At 71.6% G+C, this 18,917-nt stretch carries 17 protein-coding genes; 6 read left to right on the top strand and 11 right to left on the bottom strand.

Annotated features, from left to right (window positions below):
* Positions 1–57 precede the first annotated feature (57 nt).
* The gene (locus ACTOQ3_RS27880) at positions 58–744 is read right to left on the bottom strand and encodes a MerR family transcriptional regulator (protein ID WP_440086365.1); all 687 of its coding nucleotides are present in this window, start codon (positions 742–744) and stop codon (positions 58–60) included.
* 77 nt (positions 745–821) lie between these two features.
* Here ACTOQ3_RS27880 and ACTOQ3_RS27875 point away from each other — a divergent pair, with 77 nt between their 5' ends.
* Positions 822–2,030 carry an erythromycin esterase family protein gene (locus tag ACTOQ3_RS27875; RefSeq protein WP_440086364.1) on the top strand — a complete coding sequence of 403 codons (1,209 nt, stop codon included), beginning with the start codon at positions 822–824 and terminating at the stop codon, positions 2,028–2,030.
* Positions 2,031–2,082: 52 nt separating this feature from the next.
* On the opposite strand, the gene ACTOQ3_RS27870 is transcribed toward ACTOQ3_RS27875, so the two are convergent.
* Positions 2,083–2,982, bottom strand: coding sequence for a LysR family transcriptional regulator (locus ACTOQ3_RS27870; RefSeq protein ID WP_440086363.1), 900 nt, complete (start codon positions 2,980–2,982; stop codon positions 2,083–2,085).
* Between the two features lie 79 nt (positions 2,983–3,061).
* Between ACTOQ3_RS27870 and ACTOQ3_RS27865 the strand changes: the two genes are divergently transcribed.
* Both ACTOQ3_RS27865 and ACTOQ3_RS27860 read left to right on the top strand, forming a co-directional pair.
* Complete coding sequence (locus tag ACTOQ3_RS27865; RefSeq protein ID WP_440086362.1) at positions 3,062–4,324, top strand: MFS transporter; 1,263 nt, start codon at positions 3,062–3,064, stop codon at positions 4,322–4,324.
* 141 nt (positions 4,325–4,465) lie between these two features.
* Positions 4,466–5,350 (top strand): SDR family oxidoreductase, encoded by an 885-nt coding sequence (locus ACTOQ3_RS27860; RefSeq protein WP_440086361.1) that lies wholly within the window; start codon positions 4,466–4,468, stop codon positions 5,348–5,350.
* Between the two features lie 16 nt (positions 5,351–5,366).
* Here the strand turns inward: ACTOQ3_RS27860 and ACTOQ3_RS27855 are convergent, their stop codons facing one another.
* Complete coding sequence (locus ACTOQ3_RS27855; RefSeq protein ID WP_440086360.1) at positions 5,367–6,263, bottom strand: dihydrodipicolinate synthase family protein; 897 nt, start codon at positions 6,261–6,263, stop codon at positions 5,367–5,369.
* Positions 6,264–6,334: 71 nt separating this feature from the next.
* Here ACTOQ3_RS27855 and ACTOQ3_RS27850 point away from each other — a divergent pair, with 71 nt between their 5' ends.
* A complete protein-coding gene (locus tag ACTOQ3_RS27850) occupies positions 6,335–7,231 on the top strand; it encodes a LysR family transcriptional regulator (protein ID WP_440086359.1) in 897 nt (298 codons plus the stop codon).
* A gap of 95 nt (positions 7,232–7,326) precedes the next feature.
* Here ACTOQ3_RS27850 and ACTOQ3_RS27845 read toward each other — a convergent pair whose 3' ends face one another.
* Together ACTOQ3_RS27845 and ACTOQ3_RS27840 are read right to left on the bottom strand one after the other, a co-directional pair.
* Complete coding sequence (locus ACTOQ3_RS27845) at positions 7,327–7,707, bottom strand: VOC family protein (protein ID WP_440086358.1); 381 nt, start codon at positions 7,705–7,707, stop codon at positions 7,327–7,329.
* 41 nt (positions 7,708–7,748) lie between these two features.
* Complete coding sequence (locus ACTOQ3_RS27840) at positions 7,749–8,630, bottom strand: alpha/beta fold hydrolase (protein ID WP_440086357.1); 882 nt, start codon at positions 8,628–8,630, stop codon at positions 7,749–7,751.
* Between the two features lie 219 nt (positions 8,631–8,849).
* On the opposite strand from ACTOQ3_RS27840, the gene ACTOQ3_RS27835 reads away from it, so the two are divergent.
* A complete protein-coding gene (locus ACTOQ3_RS27835; protein ID WP_440086356.1) occupies positions 8,850–9,086 on the top strand; it encodes a hypothetical protein in 237 nt (78 codons plus the stop codon).
* A gap of 39 nt (positions 9,087–9,125) precedes the next feature.
* Here the strand turns inward: ACTOQ3_RS27835 and ACTOQ3_RS27830 are convergent, their stop codons facing one another.
* The 3 genes from ACTOQ3_RS27830 to ACTOQ3_RS27820 form a co-directional block, all read right to left on the bottom strand.
* Positions 9,126–10,340, bottom strand: coding sequence for an RNA polymerase sigma factor (locus tag ACTOQ3_RS27830; RefSeq protein ID WP_440086355.1), 1,215 nt, complete (start codon positions 10,338–10,340; stop codon positions 9,126–9,128).
* The gene (locus tag ACTOQ3_RS27825) at positions 10,340–10,726 is read right to left on the bottom strand and encodes a YciI family protein (protein WP_440086354.1); all 387 of its coding nucleotides are present in this window, start codon (positions 10,724–10,726) and stop codon (positions 10,340–10,342) included. The genes ACTOQ3_RS27830 and ACTOQ3_RS27825 overlap by 1 nt, the downstream gene beginning before the upstream one ends.
* 449 nt (positions 10,727–11,175) lie before the next feature.
* Positions 11,176–12,546 (bottom strand): ricin-type beta-trefoil lectin domain protein, encoded by a 1,371-nt coding sequence (locus ACTOQ3_RS27820; RefSeq protein ID WP_440086353.1) that lies wholly within the window; start codon positions 12,544–12,546, stop codon positions 11,176–11,178.
* A 656-nt stretch (positions 12,547–13,202) separates the two neighbouring features.
* Here ACTOQ3_RS27820 and ACTOQ3_RS27815 point away from each other — a divergent pair.
* Positions 13,203–14,171: a GlxA family transcriptional regulator gene (locus ACTOQ3_RS27815; protein ID WP_440086352.1), complete on the top strand. Its 969-nt coding sequence runs from the start codon at positions 13,203–13,205 to the stop codon at positions 14,169–14,171.
* 100 nt (positions 14,172–14,271) lie between these two features.
* Here ACTOQ3_RS27815 and ACTOQ3_RS27810 read toward each other — a convergent pair whose 3' ends face one another.
* The 3 genes from ACTOQ3_RS27810 to asnB form a co-directional block, all read right to left on the bottom strand.
* The gene (locus ACTOQ3_RS27810) at positions 14,272–15,219 is read right to left on the bottom strand and encodes a hypothetical protein (protein WP_440086351.1); all 948 of its coding nucleotides are present in this window, start codon (positions 15,217–15,219) and stop codon (positions 14,272–14,274) included.
* Positions 15,216–16,175, bottom strand: a complete 960-nt coding sequence (locus tag ACTOQ3_RS27805; protein WP_440086350.1) for an AfsR/SARP family transcriptional regulator — start codon at positions 16,173–16,175, stop codon at positions 15,216–15,218. The genes ACTOQ3_RS27810 and ACTOQ3_RS27805 overlap by 4 nt, the downstream gene beginning before the upstream one ends.
* Positions 16,176–17,059: 884 nt before the next feature.
* Positions 17,060–18,889, bottom strand: coding sequence for an asparagine synthase (glutamine-hydrolyzing) (gene asnB / locus ACTOQ3_RS27800; protein ID WP_440086349.1), 1,830 nt, complete (start codon positions 18,887–18,889; stop codon positions 17,060–17,062).
* Positions 18,890–18,917 lie beyond the last annotated feature (28 nt).

Genomic DNA, 18,917 nt, shown 5'->3' with positions numbered 1-18,917 from the left:
GCCGGACGCCATGGCGTCCCCGGGCAGGCGCCGAGCGCGGCCGGGACCGGCCGGGCGCTACGGCGTCCCCAGGCAGGTGTCGAGCGCGGCCGCGCCCGCCAGCATCGCCAGGCCCCGCGCCGTCAGCCGGTCGTGCCACTCCCGCAGCGTCGCCTGCAGCGGCTCCGGTCCGCCCGCCGTCCGCACCCGCTCCAGCACCCGCGCGATCGGCTCCAGCCCGTACCCGCCGCGCCGCAACTGGTGGGCCAGCAGCACGTCGCGCACGTCGGCGGAGGTGTAGACGCGGTAGCCGGTGCGCGGGTCGCGCCGGGGCGCGATCAGCCCGGCCCGCTCCCATTTGCGCAGTGTCGCCGGCCGGATGCCGAGCCTGCGCGCCAGCGGCCCGATGAACGTCACCCCCGGTGCCGGCTCGCGCGGCGGCGCCAGGTCGCGCAGCGCTCGTTCCACGGCCTCCAGCGTGCGCCGGTCGTCGGCCAGCTGCGCGTGGCTCTCGTCGATCAGCCGCAGCGCCTCCTCGACCGCGCCGTCGTTCACGGCCCGCATGATCGCCCCCGCGGTCGCGTGGCCGTGCGCGGGGATCAGCGCCAGGAACGTCCGCAATGCCGCCGCGTGGCGCGGAGCGTAGGCGCGGTAGCCGTGCGCCGAGCGCTCGGCCGGCGGCAGGATCCCCGCCTCCTCGTAGTTGCGCACCGCCTGCGTGGACAGGCCGTGCTCGCGCGCCAGGTCGATGGGCCGCAACCGCATTTTGAAGGTTCTTCCTCGTCAGCAGCCGTGAATATCGCCAAAGTTTACACAAAAGGTTCAACGATACAGTCGAATATATGACGATCTCGATCCGGGACGCCGCTCGCCCCTTCACCGGCGGCGCCCTCACCGCGCTCCTGTCCCCCACCACCCGTCTGCTCGGCCTCGGCGAGCCCACCCACGGCGTCGAAGCCTTCCCCGAGCTGCGCAACGAGATCTTCCGCCACCTCGTCGAGCACGAGGGCTACCGCTCGATCACCATCGAGAGCGACTGCCTGACGGCCCTGGCCGCCGACGCGTACGTCACCGACGGCGTCGGGACCCTCGACGAGGCGGTGAGCCGCGGCCTCAGCCACGGCTCCGGCGCCTCACCCGCCAACCGCGAGCTCCTGCGCTGGATGCGCGCCTACAACGAGCGGCGTCCCCCGCACGAGCGGCTCCGCTTCTACGGCTTCGACGGTCCCCTGGAGATCACCGGTCCCGCCGGTCCCCGCACGGCCCTGACCGCGCTGCACGACTACCTCTCCGCCCACCTCGACCTGGCCTGGAGCCGCGAGAGCCTCGACGAGCTGCTCGGCCCCGACGAGCGCTGGACCAACCCGGCCGCCCTGTGGACGGATCCCACCCAGTCCGTGGGCCGCACCCCCGAGGCCGGGGAACTGCGCCTGATCACCGACGACCTGCGCGCGCTGCTCACCGCGCACGCCCCCCATCTGACGGCCGCCACCTCCCCCGGCGCCTGGTGGCGAGCCGACCTGTACGCCCGCACCGCCGCCGGGCTCCTGCGCTACCACGCCGGCATCGCCGACACCGCGCCCACCCGCGTCGGCTCGCTCATGTGCCTGCGCGACGCGATGATGGCCGACAACCTCGACGCCATCGTCGGCTTCGAGTCCCGTCGCGGTCCCACCCTCGCCTTCGCCCACAACCGTCACCTGCAGAGGGACAGGAGCCGCTGGCTGCTGCCGGAGGGCTGGGGTCCCCTGGCGGGCCGGACGCTGGAGTGGTGGAGCGCCGGGGCGATCGTGGACACACGCCTCGGCGACCGGTACGCCTTCGCCGCCACCGCCTTCGGCACTCGTGGCTCCGACGTCCCCTCTCCCGACACCCTCGAGGGGCTCCTGTCGTCCCTCCCCCACGACCGCGCCGTCGTCGATCCCGGCCGCCTCGCCGCGGCCCTCGGCCGCGAGCCGGCACCCCGCGTCCCGGCCGACCACACCTACTTCCCCCTCGACCCGGCCACCACCGGCCAGACCGACGCCATCGTCTTCGTCAGGGAGATCTGAGCCGCCCACCGCCGACCGGCCGCCGGGAAGGCCTGGAACCGGGCACCCGCGGTCACGGGTCCGGCGATCCCGAGGATTCCGCCGCCGGGATGCCGAGGGCTGCCAGGAACGCCGCGGCGGCGGGGGACGGCGGGAAACGGCTCCAGACGAGGTGCTCCATGCGGGTGGGGGCGTCGCGAAGCCGCAGGACGGGCAGATCGGGAAGTTCGGGTGTGAAGGCGGCGGGCAGCAGCCCGATGCCCAGGCCCTGCCGGATCAGGCGGGCCATGAAGTCCATGTTCGTCACTTCGAAGGCGACCTCGCGCCGGACCCCGGCCGCCGCGAACGCCTCGTCCGACTGGGCCCGCGCGGCGGTGCCCGGGGGGAAGTCGACGAACGGCTCGTCCGACAGCCGGCGCAGGTCCACGCGTTCCCTGCCCGCCAGCGGGTGGCCCGGCGCCACCACGGCGACGAGGTCGCCGCGCGCCAGCTCGCGGCCGCGGACGCCGCTGGGGCGTGCGCCCACCGGCAGCCCGAGGAACGCGGCGTCCAGGCTGCCCTGCCGTACCCGCTCGACCAGTTCCTCGCTCGCGCCCGAGCGCAGGGTGATCCGCACCTGCCGGTGGCGCAGGTGGAAATGCTTCAGCACGGTCGGGAGGTCGACCGCCGCGACGGTGGGAATGGCGCCGATGGCGAGCCGGCCCCGGATCTCGCCGGCGGCGGCCGCCACCTCGGCGCGGGCCCGTTCGGCGGCCTCGAGAGCCTGGCGGGCGGCGGGCAGGAACGCCTCGCCGGCGGGGGTCAGCCGGACGCGGCGGCTGGTGCGCTCGAACAGCTTGGCGCCCAGCTCGCGTTCCAGGCGGGCGATCTGGTGGCTCAGCGCGGACTGGACGACCAGGCACCGCTCGGCGGCGCGGGTGAAGTTGCTCGTCTCCGCGACGGCGACGACATAGCGCATCTGCTGGAGTTCCACAGATCAATCGTGATGCACGATCGGTTCGATGACAAACATGTGTTGGACTCATCGATCGTTCGTTGCCGAAGCTGGGCGCATGACGACGAGACCTCGTACGGGCGGCCTGTCGCAGGGGCTGCTGCTGCTCATGTCGGTGGCGACCGGGCTGGCGGTCGCGGGAAACTACTTCGCGCAGCCGCTGCTCGACCTGATCGGCCGGGAGCTGGGGGTCGGGCCGTCGGCGGCGGCGCTGGTGGTGACGGCCGCGCAGGGCGGGTACGCGCTGGGGCTCGTCCTGCTGGTGCCGCTCGGCGACCTGGTGGAGCGGCGGCGGCTGGCCGTGTCGCTCTACGCGGCGACCGCGGTGTTCCTGCTGGTGTCGGCCACCGCGGCCGACGGCACGGTGCTCCTGGCCGGTACGGCCCTGACCGCGCTGACCTCGGTCGGAGCGCAGGTGGTGGTGCCGTTCGCGGCGACGCTGGCGGATCCGGCCGAGCGCGGCCGGGTGGTCGGCACGGTGATGACCGGGCTGATGCTCGGCCTGTTGCTGGCGCGGACCGCGTCCGGAGCGTTGTCCGAGCTGGGCGGCTGGCGGACGGTCTACTGGGTGAACGCGGCGCTGATGGCGCTGATGGCGGTGGCGCTGCGCGCCTTCCTGCCCCGGCTCGGCGAGGACGGCGGGCGCCTGTCCTACGTCGGGCTGCTGCGCTCGACGGTCGCGATGTTCCGCCACGAGCCGTTGCTGCGGTGGCGGGCGGGTATCGGCGCGTTGAGCCTCGCCTCGTTCAGCGTGCTGTGGACGGCTTTGACCTTCCTGCTGGTGCGGTCACCGTACGGCTGGTCGGAGTCGGCCGTCGGACTGTTCGGCCTGGCCGGGGTCGCGGGTGCGCTGACCGCCACGGCGGCGGGGCGGCTGGCCGACCGCGGGCGCGTCCAGCTCGTGACCGGCGCCGGGACGGTCCTGCTGGTGGCGTCCTGGCCGGCGATCGCGGCGGGGGCACGCTCGCTGGTCTGGCTGCTCGCCGGCGTGATCGTGCTGGATCTGGCGCACCAGGCGGTGCTCAACAGCAGCCAGAACGTCCTCTACGCGATCCGGCCCGAGGCCCGTAACCGGATCAACTCCGCCTTCATGACCTCCCTGTTCCTCGGTGGCGCGGTGGGCTCCGCGCTGACATCGGTGGTCTGGGCGCACGGCGGCTGGACCGGCGTGTGCGTCCTGGGCGCCGTCCTCTCGGCCGGGACCGTCGTGCTCTGGATCCTGGAGCGCGTCACCCCCGGCCGGGCGGGCAGGCCCCCGGAGCCCTCGGTCCACCACGGCGACGCCCCCGCACCGGCCACTTCGGCCACTCCGGCCGCTTAGGCCGGCTGATCCGAACGACCGGACCACGCGCGTCACCGTGTCCGCGGCGGCGGGAGCCGCGGGAGCCGCGCGGGGCCGGGCAACCGCCGCGGTACGCGGCCTGGTCCGCGTTTCCATCACCACCGACAAAGGAGAACGAGCGTGTCGCGCACCGTACTGATCACCGGAGCCACCGGAACCGTGTCCACCGCGCTGATGAACGCGCTGCGGGGGGCCGAGGTGGACCTTCGTGCTCTCGTCCGCGACGAGTCCGCGGCGGGCGGCTCGCGTGAGCGGGGCGCCGAGGTCTTCGCCGGTGACCTCGACGACGCCCGGTCGCTGCCGCCCGCCTTCGAGGGCGTGCAGGACCTGTGGCTGCTCACCCCGAACGGCCCGCGCGCCCCGGAGAACGCCATGAACGCCGTGTGGGCCGCACGCCAGGCCGGGGTGGAACGTGTCGTGCGCCTGTCCGTCGTCGGCGCGGCACACGACGCGCCGAACCGCAGCGGCAGGCTGCACGCGCTGTCGGACCGGGAGATCGAACGGTGCGGCATGCGCTGGACGATCCTGCGTCCCCACTGGTTCATGCAGAACCTGCTGAACGAGGCGGGCGACATCGCCGCCACCGGCACGTTCTCGCTGAACATGGCCTCGGCGCGGATCGGCATGATCGACGTACGCGACGTCGCCGAGTGCGCCGCCCGCGTGCTTCTCGACGACCCCGGCCGCCACCACGGCGAGACGTACACCCTCACCGGCCCGCGCTCGCTCACGTTCGACGAGGTCGCCGGCGAGCTGGGGCTCGCTCTCGGCAGGCCCGTCACGTACCTGCCGGTCGGCGACGACGCCAGGCGCGCGACATTGCTCGGCCACGGCGTTCCGGAATGGATCGCCGACATGCTCGAGGAGTACGCGCGGGCGTACGTCTCCGGCTGGGGAGACATCACCACCGACACGCTCGCCGGACTTCTCGGCCGTCCCCCGCGTGACATCGCCGGCTTCGCCCGCGACCACGCCTCGGCGTTCACCGCGGCCGGCGACGGCTGAGATCGCGGCCCGCCGGTCAGGCCGGGACGTGGTGCGGGGCCTCGGCGTGGCACAGGGCGTCGGCGTGGCGCAGCGCGGTTCGCGCGGTGTCCGGCCGGGCCGGCAGGAGCGGCAACCGGACCGCGGCGGTGGGGATGACGCCGCGGGCGTGCAGGACCGCCTTGATCGCGGCGGGATTGGGCTCGGCGAACAGCGCTCGGGACAGGGCCGCGAGGCGGTGCCCGAGGGGGCGCGCCCGGGCCACGTCGCCGGTCCGCCACGCCTCGGCCAGCTCCACGTACCGGGCGGTGGCCACGTGCGCCGAGGCCATGATCGCGCCGTGCGCGCCGAGTGCGAGCAGCGGCGAGACGAACAGGTCGTCGCCCCCCAGCACCGCGAAGCCGTCCGGGAGGTCGGCCATGAGCGCGACGGTGTCCTCGTCGATCCCGCCGACCGCGTACTTGACGCCCACCACACCGGGCAGGGCGGCCAGCCGTCGCACCGCGTCCGCCGACAGGCACTGCCCGGTCCGGTACGGGACGTGATAGACGACGAGCGGTACCGGGCTGACCTCGGTGAGATGGCGGAAATGGGCCAGCACCCCGGCCTCGCCCGGGCGCGTGAACGGCGGGACCAGGCTCAGCGCCGCCACCGCCTCCGGCCGGTCCCGCAGCGCGTCCAGCGCCTGCGGGGTGGTGGCGCCCACCAGAAGGTGCGCGCCGCGTTCCGCGCAGACCCGGGCGGCGAGGTCCACCACGGCCCGCTGCTCCGGGCCGCTGAGCGCGGACGGCTCCGCGGTGGTGCCCAGCGCGACCACACCGGTCGCCCCGGCGTCCAGGATCCGGTGCGCGAGGGCTTCCAGCGCGTCGAGAGCCACGGCTCCGGCGTCGTCGAACGGGGTGATCAAGGGCACGTACAGGCCGGTGAGCGTCATGCGTCCAGGGTGCGCCGCCCGGACCGGCAAGGTCCAGTTCAGCTTTCTACGCACACCCGTAAGCTGAGCTGATGCTCGACGTCCGCCGACTGCGCCTGCTGTGCGACCTGGCGCGGCTGGGCACGATCGCCGCCGTGGCCAGGTCGCACACGTACACGCCTTCGGCCGTCTCCCAGCAGCTGGCCGCGCTGGAACGCGAGGCGGGCGTGCCGCTGCTGGAGCGGACCGGACGCCGGGTCGTCCTGACCCCGGCCGGTGTCGTCCTCGTGCGGCACGCCGAGACCGTCCTGGCCGCCCTCGAAGACGCCGGCGCCGCGCTGGCCGCGGCCCGCGGCGAGCCGGCCGGTCCGCTGCGCATCGGCGCGTTCCCCACCGCCGTACGCACCCTTCTGCCTGCCGCGCTGGTCACGCTGGGCCTCGATCACCCCGGCCTCGAGCTGATGGTGACCGAGCTCGACCCGGTCGCCATGCCCGAGGCGCTGCGCGAACGGCGGCTGGACGTGGCCCTGGTGAACGACTACGACGTCATGCCGGTCGAGCCCGGCCCCACGCTCGACGCGGTGCCGCTGCTGGAGGAGACGGTGTTCCTCGCCATGCCCTCCGCCGGCACGGACCCCGGCGCCGACCCGGTCGGCGACGCCCGGCACGCCGCCTGGATCGTGGGCAGCCCCGGCACCGCCTGCCACGCCGTCGCGCTGCAGGTCTGCCGCACCGCCGGCTTCAGCCCGCTGGTGCGGCACCACGCCGACGACTTCGCCGCGGTGCTCGCGCTGGTGGCGGCCGGCCAGGGTGTCTCGCTCGTACCGCAGCTCGCCACGGCGCGGCCGCCGTCCGGGGTGCGCCTCGTCCCGCTCGCCACCCGCCGGCGAACCCGCGTCACCTACCGGAAGGGCGCGGCCTCCCATCCGGCCGTGGCCGCGTGCGTCACCGCCCTCCGCGCCTCCACCGAGGCCTACCTCGGCCGGTGAGCATCCCGGCCGGCCGGTCTCGCAGGCCACGGCGACGTCGCGATGCTTTTCCGTCCGGTCGATCCGGCCCCCGCGTCTCCGGCCCGGCGGGCCGCCTAGGCTCCCTGGGGATGGCGCCGGTAGAGCAGGCAGAACTCGTTGCCCTCGGGATCGGCCAGCACGACGAAGCCCTCGTCGCCCCTCTGGCCGACGTCGACGCGCGTGGCGCCCAGCCCGACCAGCCGCTCGACCTCGGCGTCCACGTCGCCTCCGTCGGGGACGTGAAGGTCGGGATGGTTACGGTTCTTGTCGCGCTTGGGCGCGTCCGTCGGCTGGAGCCAGACGGTCAGCGAGCCCTGCGGCGCGTCCGCGGGCGGCCACAGGTGCGGGCCCTCGCCGTCGTGCTCGATCTCGTAGCCCAACGCCGCCGACCAGAACGCCGCCATCTTCCGGCTGTCGTGCACGTCGAGCGTCCACTGCGCGAACCGGCTCGTCATGGTTTCTCCTTTCGTGGTTCCGGCTGCGGCCCCCGCCCGTCTCACCGGGGTCCCGCCTCTGATCGGGCGCCGAAGAAGTCGCCCAGGGCCGCGGCGAGCGCGTCCGGGGCCTCCTCGGCCACGTGGTGGCCGGAGTCGATCCCGTGGCCACGCAGGTCGCCGGCCCAGTGCCGCCAGATCCTCAGCGGGTCCCCGTACAGATCTTCGAGGTCGTCGCGCAGGGACCACAGGGCCAGGACGGGGCACCGCAGCCGCACGCCGGCGGCCCGGTCGGCCTCCTCGTGGCGCAGGTCGACGGTGAGGCCGGCCCGGTAGTCCTCCAGCATGGCCCGCACCACGTCGGGATCCCTGGTGGCCGCGCGGAACTCGTCGTGGTTCTCCCGGCCCATGCTCTCCGGGTCGCCGCGGTACCAGCTGTCGGGATCGGCGTTGATGACGCGTTCCGGGATGTCCGGCTGCGCGAAGAAGAACCAGTGCCACCACTGCGTCGCGAACGTCGCGGTGATGCGGGACAGGTGCTCGCTGATGGGCAGGCAGTCGATGAACGCCACGCGGGACACCGCGTCGGGATGATCCAGAGCGAGGCGGAACGCCACGGCGCCTCCTCGATCGTGTCCGGCGAGAGCGAACCGGGTGTGCCCCAGAGAGCGCATCACCGCCACCATGTCGTTCGCGACGGCGCGCTTGGAGTGCCCGGAGTGGTCGGCGGCAGGTGCCGGACCGCGCGAGCGGCCATATCCCCGCAGGTCGGGGCAGACGACGGTGAAGCCGCGCTCGACCAGCCGAGGCGCGACGCGATGCCATGTCGCGGAGGTGCGGGGATGACCGTGCAGCAACAGCACCGGCGGTCCCTCCCCGCCGTGGCGGACGTAGACGGACGCGTCCTCGACCTGGATCGGTCCTGCCTCGAAGCCTTCGAACATCGCTCAGCGTCTCCCGGGTAGAGCTCGACGGTCATCGACCCGTGACGTTCGCCACGGCGTGAACCTACCGAGAAATCGATCTCTTACTCGTCCCGCGGGGAGGAATCTCGCCCGTACGGCGCCGGGACGAGGATCCGGGCCCGCTACGGCGCGTGGAGTACCCCGAAGATGAGACGCGGCGCCGATGAGCGGGACGCAACTCGTCCGTAAAGTCCTGGTTTGCGGCTGATCGCGACGGCCCGGACCGAGAACGGATGCGACTGGACGCTGACCGCGCGCGGGAACACGGCCAAGCTCGAACCGGCCGTCCAGACCTGCCGGACCGCCCTGGGAACCACCGCGCTCACGTTCTGGACGATCGCGAGTGACGGCGGGCACCAGGCGTCGGTCATGGCCGGCGTCGACGAACGCGGCGGAGACTTCGTGCTCAGCGTCGGCGGCCTGACGAGGCGGTGACCCGCCGGCCGTCGCTTCCGTCCGCTCGCGCTGGGGAGGTCAGTCCAGCGCGGCCACCTTGCGCAGCAGCACTGAACGTTCGCGCTGGTTGGCGCACAGCCGGGCGGCCAGCTCCAGCTCGGCGCGCGCCTCCGGTCGCCGGCCGAGGCGGGCCAGCAGCTCCCCGCGTACGGTCGGAACCAGATGCGAACCGGGGAGCCGGTCCGAGGCGATCAGCTCGTCCACGATGGCCAGGGCCCGCGCCGGACCCGAGGCCATGGCCACGGCGACGGCCCGGTTGAGCTCGACCACCGGCGAGGGCGCGACCCGGCCGAGCGCCTCGTAGAGCAGCACGATCCGATCCCAGTCGGTCGCCTCGGCCGAGGGCGCCGACGCGTGGGCGGCGGCGATCGCGGCCTGCAGGCCGTAGGGGCCGAGGCCGCGGGTCGATGCCCTGGCCAGCGCGGCCAGCCCCCGGCGGATCGCCGAAAGGTCCCACAGCCGCCGGTCCTGGTCCTCGAGCAGGACCGGCGTGCCGTCCGGGCCGGTCCTGGCCGGGAAGCGCGCGGCCGTCAGCTCGCACAACGCGAGCAGGCCGTGCACCTCCGGCTCGTCCGGCTGCAGCGCGACCAGCGTGCGGGCCAGCCTGATCGCCTCGTACGCGACGTCGGGGCGCAGCAGCCGGTCGCCCGACGTGGCCGTCGACCCCTCGGTGAAGATCACGTAGAGGACGCTGAGCACGCCGCCCAGCCGTTCCCGGCGCTCGCCGGCCGGCGGCAGCTCGAACGGCACCCCGGCCGCCGCGATCGTCTTCTTGCCCCGGGTGATGCGGGCCTGCACGGTCGGCACGGGTACCAGGAACGCGCGGGCGATCTCCTCGCTGGACAGGCCGCCGACCACGCGCAGGGTCAGCGCCACCCGGGCCTCGCGGGAGAGCACCGGGTGGCAGCTGACGAACATCAGCGCCAGGACGTCGTCGTCGATCCTGTCGAGGTCGATCTCCTGGTCGACCGCGGGGTCGGCCGCCAGCAGGGCGTATCGGTCCTGGAGGGCGGTCCGGCGGCGGATCGCGTCGATCGCCCGCCGCCGGGCCGTGGCCATCAGCCAGCCGGCCGGATTGGCCGGAGAGGCGCGCGGCCACGACACCAGCGCCTCGGCCACCGCCTCCTGGGCCGCGTCCTCGGCCAGCCCGAAATCGCCGGTGAACCGGGTCAGCGCGGCGACGATCCGGGCCGACTCGATCCGCCAGACGGCCTCGACATCGGTCGTGCCCATCAGATCCGGTCGTTGCTCTCGCTGCCCTGCGGGACCTCATCGGCTTCGGCCACCCGCCGGACCTCGATCTTGGACCCGCGGACCGCCGGGACCCGCTTGGCCCACTCGACCGCCTCCTGTTTCGTGGCGACATCGAGCAGGAAGTAGCCACCGAACAGTTCCCTGGTCTCGCCGTAGGGCCCGTCCGTGACCACCGGCGCCTCACCGCTGAAGTCGACCACGACGCCCCGGCCCGGATCGTCCAGCCCTTCGGCGGCGAGGAGAACCTCGGCCTTCATCATGTCCTCGATGAACCGGCCGGTCGCGGCCATCGCCTCGTCGATGTCAGCCATCATGGCCGCGTTCGTCTCATCGGTGCCCCGCATGATCAGCAGGTATTTCGACATCGCGTTCTCCTCGTCCGGCGGGGCCGCCTCTCGGCCCTCGCCCCCACACGTCGAACGAGCGGCCCGCCGATCGACACGACCCCGGAGAAAACTCCCGCCGCGACGCGGTCGATCCCGTCAGACCGGCTCCTGAGCGACGGCCGACGCGGACGCCCTGCTGATGATGACGCTGATCAGTTTAGATCGTGGCTCTTTTGGGGGTCGACCGTTGGATCGTCGGTGGATGTGTCCTTTCGACGGCTTATGCCCGATGAGTTGTGGGGGCCGTTTCAGCGCGTGGTGCCGCCGGTGTCCGGCGCCTCCCGGCGATGAAACCGGGTGGCCACGCCCCGGGGGAACGCCAGGTGACGTTGTGGCGTTCGAGTGCGCGCCCATGCGCTGGGCGATGAAGCGCGTCGGGTCCAGGCGAAGTCGCCTGGACCCGACGTCTGCCATCGGCTAGTAGGTGGTCATGCCCTGGTCCATCTCTGGGTGGCCTGGCCGTTGCACGTGGCGACGGTCACGGCTGAGGTGTTGCCGGTGCCGGTGACGTTGAGGCAGAGGTTGTTGGCGCCGCTGGTCACGGTGCCGTTGGAGTTGAAGGTCCACTGCTGGTTGCTGTTGGTGTGGCAGTCCCACAGTTGCACGCGGGTGCCGGAGCCGGCGTTCGTGGGGGCGTCCAGGCACTTGCCGAGGATCTGGAGTCTGCCGGAGCCGTAGCTGAAGAGCTGGTTGGCGTTGGTGTGGCAGTCGTAGATCTGCAGCTGGGTGCCGTTGGCGCTGGCGCTGTTGGGGGAGTCGACACAGCGCCCGGCGCCCTCGCTGCGCAGGCGGAAGCTGGTGGTGGGGGTCGGGGTGGGCGTCGGGGTGATGGTCGGGGTGACGCTCGGGGTGGGCGTCGGGGTGGGCGTGGAGGTGCTCTGGAACTGGGAGATGAACTTCCACACCTCTCCCTTGGTCCAGGTTTGGGCGCCGTTCTCGGTGTAGGTCCCGTCCACCGGGGCGGGCGTGTGACCGTTGTCGTACGCGGCCCAGACGACGGGGTACCCGGCCTGGCACCCCGAGTAGGCGGTGACGACGTGCGCCCGGCTGCCCGAGGCCGGTTCAGGCGGGTTCTGGGCGGTACAGCCGTTGTTGCGGACGAACCTGTCCCGCAGCGTCCGTCCTTGCGAGATGTTGAGGACGCTGTCGGTGATGCCGTGCAGTCCCATGTAGGCGATGGGCTGGGTGCCGCCGCTGCATCCGCTGAGCTGCGCGCCGGCGAACACCGCGACCGCGCGGAAGACCGTCGCGCGGCTGCACGCGAGGGAGAAGCTCATGCCGCCGCCGTAGCTGAACCCCATGGCGAAACGCAGCGAGGGGTCGACGCAGAGATCCGCCTCCACCCGCCGCATGATGTCGTCGAAGAGGATGACGTCCTCGCCGTTGGAGTTGGCCCAGCCGTTGTTGAGGCCCTGCGGCGAGATGAAGATCGCGGTGTTGTTCGACAGCTGCCGCTGTCCGTAGTAGGACCAGGAGGCCCCGCTGCTTCCACCGGAGTCGACGTCGTTCATGGTGCCGTTCAGCCAGTGGATGCCGAAGATCAGACGATAGGGGTTGTTGTTGTTGTAGTTCGCGGGAATCCGCAGAATGAAGCTGCGATTCTTTCCGCTGGACTGAATGGTGTGTGTTCCGCTGCTCAGCGTCGGGTTCTTCCCGCATCCCGCGGTTCCCGCGAGCGCGGCGGCGGTGGACGCCGAGGCTCCTGCGCCGCTGTCGCTGCTCATCGCCGCGTGTCCCGTCACCAGGACGACAGCCGCCGCGAGCGCCACGATCCCGAGAATGGACCTATGCTTCAACATTTGCGATTCCCTCTGGCCGTGGGGACCGGACCGACGATAAAGACATGTTCTGCGTTCCTCTCCATCAGCGGCATCGAATGCCCGGAGCTGCGAAACCAGAATCGAGGTGTGAGCGCTAACGTTCATCGGTATGCCGCTTGCACGCCGCATGGGGGTGTAATGCAAGGGAGCAAATACGACCTGATTGCGGATGTCAAGCAACTTGATTCGCAGCCCGGCCGCGGGGCGTGCCCCTGCGCGCGCTGGCCAGGGAAGGTTCGTTCCCGCTCCCGGCGCACAGGATGAAACTTTCGCAGTGAGTAGGTCGATCGCGCGCCGAGCGGAGAGCCAGTGGCCCCAAATATGATCATGGGATGCCGCCGTCACGCGTATCGCACCTCGCCCAGAAGTTTCGGTGAAATTCCGATAGTTTCGGCCGAAATCGGCTAATCCCGGGTCGTGCGGGTCGAGGACTGCCGGGCTTGGAGCCGATTCGAAGACCAGTGGCTCCGGCGCCGGGCCGTCATGGGCGTTAGCCGCGCTGATCGCGACAGGGATCGGCAGAACATTCCGTTCGACGATGAGTCGGCCCACACCCGGGCGCGACTCCACTCGGCGGAATCAGCCATGCCGGTAAACTTGGGATTCGTGTCGGTTCTCCGACGGGATGGGCATTCATGGATGAGCGGCTGACCGTCGTGATCGGGTATCCGCAGTCGGAGTTGCTGGACATCGCCTCGGTGACCACGCCGCTCCACATGGCCAACCAGCTGGGGGCGGCTCCCCCCTACCGGGTACGCCTCGCCACCTCGGGTGGCAGGTCGCTGCCCTGCGACTCGGGTTTGACGCTGGAGGGTCAGGAAGCCCTCGAACGCGTCACCGGGCCGCTCGACACCCTGGTCGTCTCCGGTGGGGTCGGCCACGAGGCCGCCGCGGGCAATCCCGTGCTCCTGGCGCACATCCGCCGGCTGGCCGCGGTCAGCCGGCGGGTGGCGTCGGTGTGCACGGGCGCGACCCTGCTGGCCGCCGCCGGGCTGCTGGACGGGCGGCGCGCCACCACGCACTGGAGGTACGCGGGAACGCTCGCCGCCCACCACCCCAACGTCACCGTCGACCCGGGCCCGCTCTACATCCGCGAGGGGCACGTGTCGACCGCGGCCGGCGTCACCAGCGCCCTGGACCTGACGCTCGCCTTCGTCGAGGAGGACCACGGCCCTCGCCTGGCCCGCATCGTGGCGCGCGCCCTGGTGACCTACCTGCAGCGGCCGGGCGACCAGGCGCAGATCAGCATGTTCGTGGGCGCGCCGCCGCCGGAGCATCCGCTGATCCGGCAGGTGGTCGACCACGTCGTCAGCAACCTCGACGGTGATCTGAGCCCCGCGACGCTGGCCGCCCAGCTGAACGTGAGCGAACGTCACCTGACCCGGCTCAGCCTGGAGCACCTGGGCAAGACGCCCGGTCGCTTCATCAGGCACGCGCGCACGCAGGCGGCCGAGCGACTCCTCGCCTCGTCGTCGCTCTCGGTGGCGGACATCGCGACCCGCTGCGGGTTCGGCTCCACCGAGAGCCTTCGGCAGTCGTTCGTCACCGAGTTCGGCGTCTCCCCCGCCCGCTACCGCCAGGCCCGGGCCAAGGGTTCCGGCTGAGGGATCCGGGACGGGGTGCGGACCCGCCTCGACCGCTGCCGATCCCCTCCGGCGGTTCCGCGCGGCACCGGAGGGGGGTGGAGGGCTCGCCCGTCCCGCGCTAGGAACCTCCCTTGGCCGTCGGCCGCCGCCTCGGCGGTCCGCTGGGCAGCTCCCCCGTCTCCTTGAGCTGCCGCATGCTCGGGCTGTCGGACCTGCCGACCTTGCGGCGGTAGACGGGAGTCCGGGGATCGGGCATCAGCCCCTGGAGGGTGAACATGGCGCGCATCCCGAGTTTGACCAGCAACTGCCCCAGCGGGTGGGGGTCCTCCAGCTGCTGCACCCTGCGCATGTTCTCGGGGATGACGGTGAGCATGAGGGTGCGGCCCACGCCCCGCAGGGGGCGGGGGAACCAGCGCTCGCAGAACTGCCGGATGAAGGCGTCGCTCGCCGTGTGGCCGTTCCTGGTTCTGGGCCACTGGCGGGCGTCGTACTCGTCGGCGAAGTTCACCATCTGGTAGAAGTCCTCCGGAAAGTCCCTGACCGCGGCGCCGCCCTCGACGGTGACGTGCTCGGACAGGGCTCGGGCCCAGTTGTGGTAGGCGACCTGAACGCGCTCGGGGTATCCGGGCAGCCCGCACAGCTGCTGCAGGCGATGGGGCAGGACGGCCAGCAGGCACAGGCCTTGCACGTAGTCCTCGTTGTGGGCGAACGCGCCCGGTATCCCTTTCGCGACCGCCCCGTGGATCCGGTTGAGCAGGTCCATCGACCGTTTCACCGGCTCGCTGTCCGGCGGGTACAGGTACCACGTCCACAGGAAGTACGCGCTGTCCTCGAAGCGCCGCTGCGGCTGGTGGACGACCTTGCCGCCGAAGATGAGCGCGTCACCGCCGTGGGTCGGCATGGTCACGTCCATGAAGTTGACCACGTACCCGATGTTGAGCAGGAACTCGTTGAGCCGGAAGACCGCCGTCAGGCGCACGATCTCGTGGTAGTCGGTCTCCGGGTCCAGCCGGTCGATGTGCCGGTCGAGCCACTTGTAGCCGCGCGGCCTGGGCAGGGCTTTCACTCTCCCACCGCCTTGGGCCTGGCGAGCGGCGCGACCAGGGCGTCGAACCGGTCGTGGAGCGCGTTGTACTCGCGGGTGAGCAGCTCCAGCCGGTGCCGGAGGTGTCCGACCTCCCGGAAGAGCCCGGAAACGATCAGGTCCGTCTCCGGGATGCCGGCCGGCGTCGTTCGCCGGCCGGGGCGCGCGGCACCGTCGAGTTCCGCCGTCCGGTTCAGCACCTCCTGCACCCGCTGCTGGAGGGCCGGGCTGGGCTCCAGGCCGAGCTCACGCGACAGTCGCGCGCGCAGCCTCTCGTAGACCGCCAGCGCCTCCGGCTGCCTGCCGCTGCGGTACAGCGCGACCATCAGCAGGTCGTGGAACCGCTCGCGGAAGGGGTGCTCGCCGACGAGCGCCTCCAGCTCACCGATGATCTCGGCGTGCCGGGCGGTGCGCAGTCCCGCGTCGTACAGGGCCTCCAGTACGGCCAGCCGCCTCTCCTCGAGCTGGATCGCGAAGGTGGCGCAGATGTCGCCGCAGATGGCGTCCTCGAGCGCGGGACCGCGCCACAGGGCCAGCGACTGGCGCAGCAGGACGACGGCGTGGTGCGGGTTCATCGCGACGATGGCCCTGCCCTCGTCGGCGAGCTCGGTGAACCGGTCCACGTCGGTGGCCTGCCGCCCCGGCCGCATCACGTATCCGGAATCCTGGGTGAGGATCACCCAGTCGGTGCCGTCCCCCGTCTTCGGCACGTCCATGAGGCGGCGGAGCCGGGCGATCGTGGCCTGGAGCGAGTTGACCGCGGTGGCCGGCGGGTTCGCGCCCCACAGTTCGTTGATGAGGCGGTCCACCGACAGAACGTGTCCCGCCCTGATGACCAGCGTCGCCAGCAATGCCCGCTGCTTCCGCCCTGGCGGGACGAAGCGGCGATGTCGTTTGTCGTCACAGATCTCTACCGGGCCTAAAATGCGAAACTGCATCTCTTGCCACTCTCTGAAAGAGTTCGGACGTTCCCCGTTGGTTTTCGTGCCGGTCGGCACGAAGGATTCTTCGTCGTTCCTTGCAGTGACGACGGTAGTCACCACGGCTCTGGATTGCACGCCGAGACTTCGATCGATGACCATTCCTCCAGCCCCGCTCCAGGTAAATCGGCGTGAGCTGGACGGATACCGCGATCTCCGACGCCTGCTCACGTTCACCGGGCCCGTGTCATCACCCGCTCACCCACCGAGATGAGCACACGCGCCACCCTACCGGCCAAAACTTACTCGCGATCTGACATCCCGTAAGAGCAGGCCCCCGGAAGGCATTTCAGAAGATCGACGAAAATGCCGGATACGGAGACGATCACTTGCCACGGTAAATCGCTTGACCCACATTCTCCTTTCCCTGGTCCATGCATCGGCAAAGGATTCATAAATGCGAAGGAATGGCCACCCGCCGTCACCGGAAGAGGCCGGCCACGAGCGTTTCCGAGAAATTCGGCCTCGGCCCGGAAAAACCTGGGCCGAGCTGGGTTCCGGCGCGCGGGGCTCCGGCGAATCCCCGGCCCGTCCCGAGCCGGCGCATTCTCGCCACCGGCGACAGGTCAGGGGTTTCGGCGTGTCCGCTCACGAGAATCCCCCTTACTTGTCGAACGATCGGCCCGCGGCCGGGGTGATTGGGTTTCCCGTCTTTCACGGCCCTCGCCGGTTTGGTCCGACGCCGCTCGCGATTCGCCGGTACGAAGGCACCGGGCGCCCCGGGCGATTCCCGTCCGGCAGGGCGCTCCCCGTACGGCACGCGCACCCGGCGAGGACCGGGAGCCGTCGGGGGGCGGTCGTTCACGGACGCCGCCCGGCGCGCCGGCGTCGGGTCCGCCGGTCTACACGTCCAGGGTGATGCCGTAGGAGTCGAGCCAGGTGTTCATCTGCAGCGTGTTGTCCAGCAGGTTGCGCTCCATGCGCCCGCCGGGGCCCTTGCCGTCCGCCCTGAGCCGCGCCTTCTCCTTGTCGAGCAGGGGATACAGCGGCGAGTCCGGGTCGGCGAGCACCCGGCCCAGCTCCTCGTTGGCGGCCTGGTCGTAGGCGGGGTTCTGGGTGGAGGGGTACGGGCTCTTGCGGCGGTCGAGGACCGACCGCGGCAGCAGGTCCGCGGTGGCGGCCCGCAGCAGGCTCTTCTCCCGTCCGTCGTGCGTCTTCATCGCCCAGGGGACGTTGAAGACGTACTCGACGAGGCGGTGGTCGCAGAACGGGACGCGCACCTCCAGGCCGCAGGCCATGCTGGTGCGGTCCTTGCGGTCCAGCATGAGCTGGAGGAAGCGGGAGAGGTGGAGGTGGCTGATCTCGCGCATCCGGCGCTCCAGGCCGGTCTCGCCCTCCAGGCGGGGCACCTCGGCGAGGGCCTCGTGGTAGCGCTCCGCGAGGTAGTTCTGCAGGTCGAGCTTCTGGAGCAGCCCGAGGTCGAACAGCGCGGTGTGGTCCATGGACCCGTACGCGGCCCACGGGAAGATGGGGGCGTTGATCACGTTCGGGTCGTGGAACCAGATGTATCCGCCGAACAGCTCGTCGGCCGACTCTCCGGAGATCGCGACCGTGGAGTGCGCGCTGATCGCCTTGAACAGCAGGTACAGCGAGGCGTCCATGTCGCTCAGGCCGATCGGCACGTCGCGCGAGTTCAGCACGGCCCGTCGCACCGACGGGTCGGCGAGCCGCGCGGCGTCCAGCTCGATGTCGGTGTGCTCGGAGCCGACGTGGCGGGCGACCTCGGCCACGAACGGCGCGTCGAGCGTGCCGCGCATGTCGTCCGCCGTGAAGCCCTCCCCCTGGCCGACGAAGTCGACCGCGAAGGAGCGCACCGGCTTCCCTCGGGCGCCGAGCTTCCCGGCCGCCAGGGCGGTCAGCACGCTGGAGTCCAGACCGCCCGACAGCAGGACGCACAGCGGGACGTCGGAGACGAGCTGGCGCTCGACGATGTCCTCCAGCAGCCCCCGCACGGTCTCCACGGTGGTCTGGAGGTCGTCGGTGTGCGGGCGTGCCTCCAGCCTCCAGTAGCGCCTGGAGGTCAGGCCGTTCCTGCCGACCTTGACCACCTGGCCGGGGAGCACCTCGAGCATGCCCTGGTAGACCGTCCGGCCGGGGATCCTGGTGAAGGTCAGCACCTCGCGCAGCCCGTCGATGTCCATGCCGCGTCTGACGAGCGGGTTGGCCAGCAGGGCTTTGGGTTCCGACCCGAAGAGCACTCCCGCCGGGGTGGGGTGGTAGTACAGCGGCTTGATCCCCAGGCGGTCGCGGACGAGCACCAGCTCCTGACGCTCCGCGTCCCACACGCCGAAGGCGAACATGCCGTTGAGGTGGTCGGCGCAGTTCTCACCCCACTCCAGGTAGGCGGCGAGCACCACCTCGGTGTCGCTCGCCGTGTGGAAGCGGTGCCCCCTGGCCTTCAGTTCCTCGCGCAGCTCGCGGTAGTTGTAGACCTCGCCCGAGTAGGTCAGGACGGCCACCACACGGCCGTCCCGCTCGGCCTTCATGGGCTGGGCGCCGCCCTCGATGTCGATGACCGCGAGCCGGCGGTGCCCGATGCCCGCGTGGGTGTCGGCCCACACGCCCGCGTCGTCCGGCCCCCGGCAGGCCATGGTCTCGGTCATCGCGCGCAGCAGGTCTCGTTCCCTCGTGAGGTCGCGGTCGAAATCCACCCATCCGGTTATGCCACACATACCGGGTCCTCCTTCTGGTGAGCGGTTG

The sequence above is a fragment of the Streptosporangium sp. LJ11 genome (genome assembly GCF_051918945.1).
Taxonomy (GTDB): domain Bacteria; phylum Actinomycetota; class Actinomycetes; order Streptosporangiales; family Streptosporangiaceae; genus Streptosporangium.
The sequence above is the reverse complement of the archived record's forward strand: the minus strand, read 5'-3'. Positions and strand labels throughout refer to the sequence as shown.

Bases quoted from the DNA above. Each gene is read 5' to 3' on its own strand.
- ACTOQ3_RS27880 (WP_440086365.1), bottom strand. From the start codon at position 744: ATGCGGTTGCGGCCCATCGACCTGGCGCGCGAGCACGGCCTGTCCACG.
- ACTOQ3_RS27875 (WP_440086364.1), top strand. From the start codon at position 822: ATGACGATCTCGATCCGGGACGCCGCTCGCCCCTTCACCGGCGGCGCC.
- ACTOQ3_RS27865 (WP_440086362.1), top strand. From the start codon at position 3,062: ATGACGACGAGACCTCGTACGGGCGGCCTGTCGCAGGGGCTGCTGCTG.
- ACTOQ3_RS27855 (WP_440086360.1), bottom strand. From the start codon at position 6,263: ATGACGCTCACCGGCCTGTACGTGCCCTTGATCACCCCGTTCGACGAC.
- ACTOQ3_RS27850 (WP_440086359.1), top strand. From the start codon at position 6,335: ATGCTCGACGTCCGCCGACTGCGCCTGCTGTGCGACCTGGCGCGGCTG.
- ACTOQ3_RS27845 (WP_440086358.1), bottom strand. From the start codon at position 7,707: ATGACGAGCCGGTTCGCGCAGTGGACGCTCGACGTGCACGACAGCCGG.
- ACTOQ3_RS27840 (WP_440086357.1), bottom strand. From the start codon at position 8,630: ATGTTCGAAGGCTTCGAGGCAGGACCGATCCAGGTCGAGGACGCGTCC.
- ACTOQ3_RS27830 (WP_440086355.1), bottom strand. From the start codon at position 10,340: ATGGGCACGACCGATGTCGAGGCCGTCTGGCGGATCGAGTCGGCCCGG.
- ACTOQ3_RS27825 (WP_440086354.1), bottom strand. From the start codon at position 10,726: ATGTCGAAATACCTGCTGATCATGCGGGGCACCGATGAGACGAACGCG.
- ACTOQ3_RS27820 (WP_440086353.1), bottom strand. From the start codon at position 12,546: ATGTTGAAGCATAGGTCCATTCTCGGGATCGTGGCGCTCGCGGCGGCT.
- ACTOQ3_RS27815 (WP_440086352.1), top strand. From the start codon at position 13,203: ATGGATGAGCGGCTGACCGTCGTGATCGGGTATCCGCAGTCGGAGTTG.
- ACTOQ3_RS27805 (WP_440086350.1), bottom strand. From the start codon at position 16,175: ATGCAGTTTCGCATTTTAGGCCCGGTAGAGATCTGTGACGACAAACGA.
- asnB (WP_440086349.1), bottom strand. From the start codon at position 18,889: ATGTGTGGCATAACCGGATGGGTGGATTTCGACCGCGACCTCACGAGG.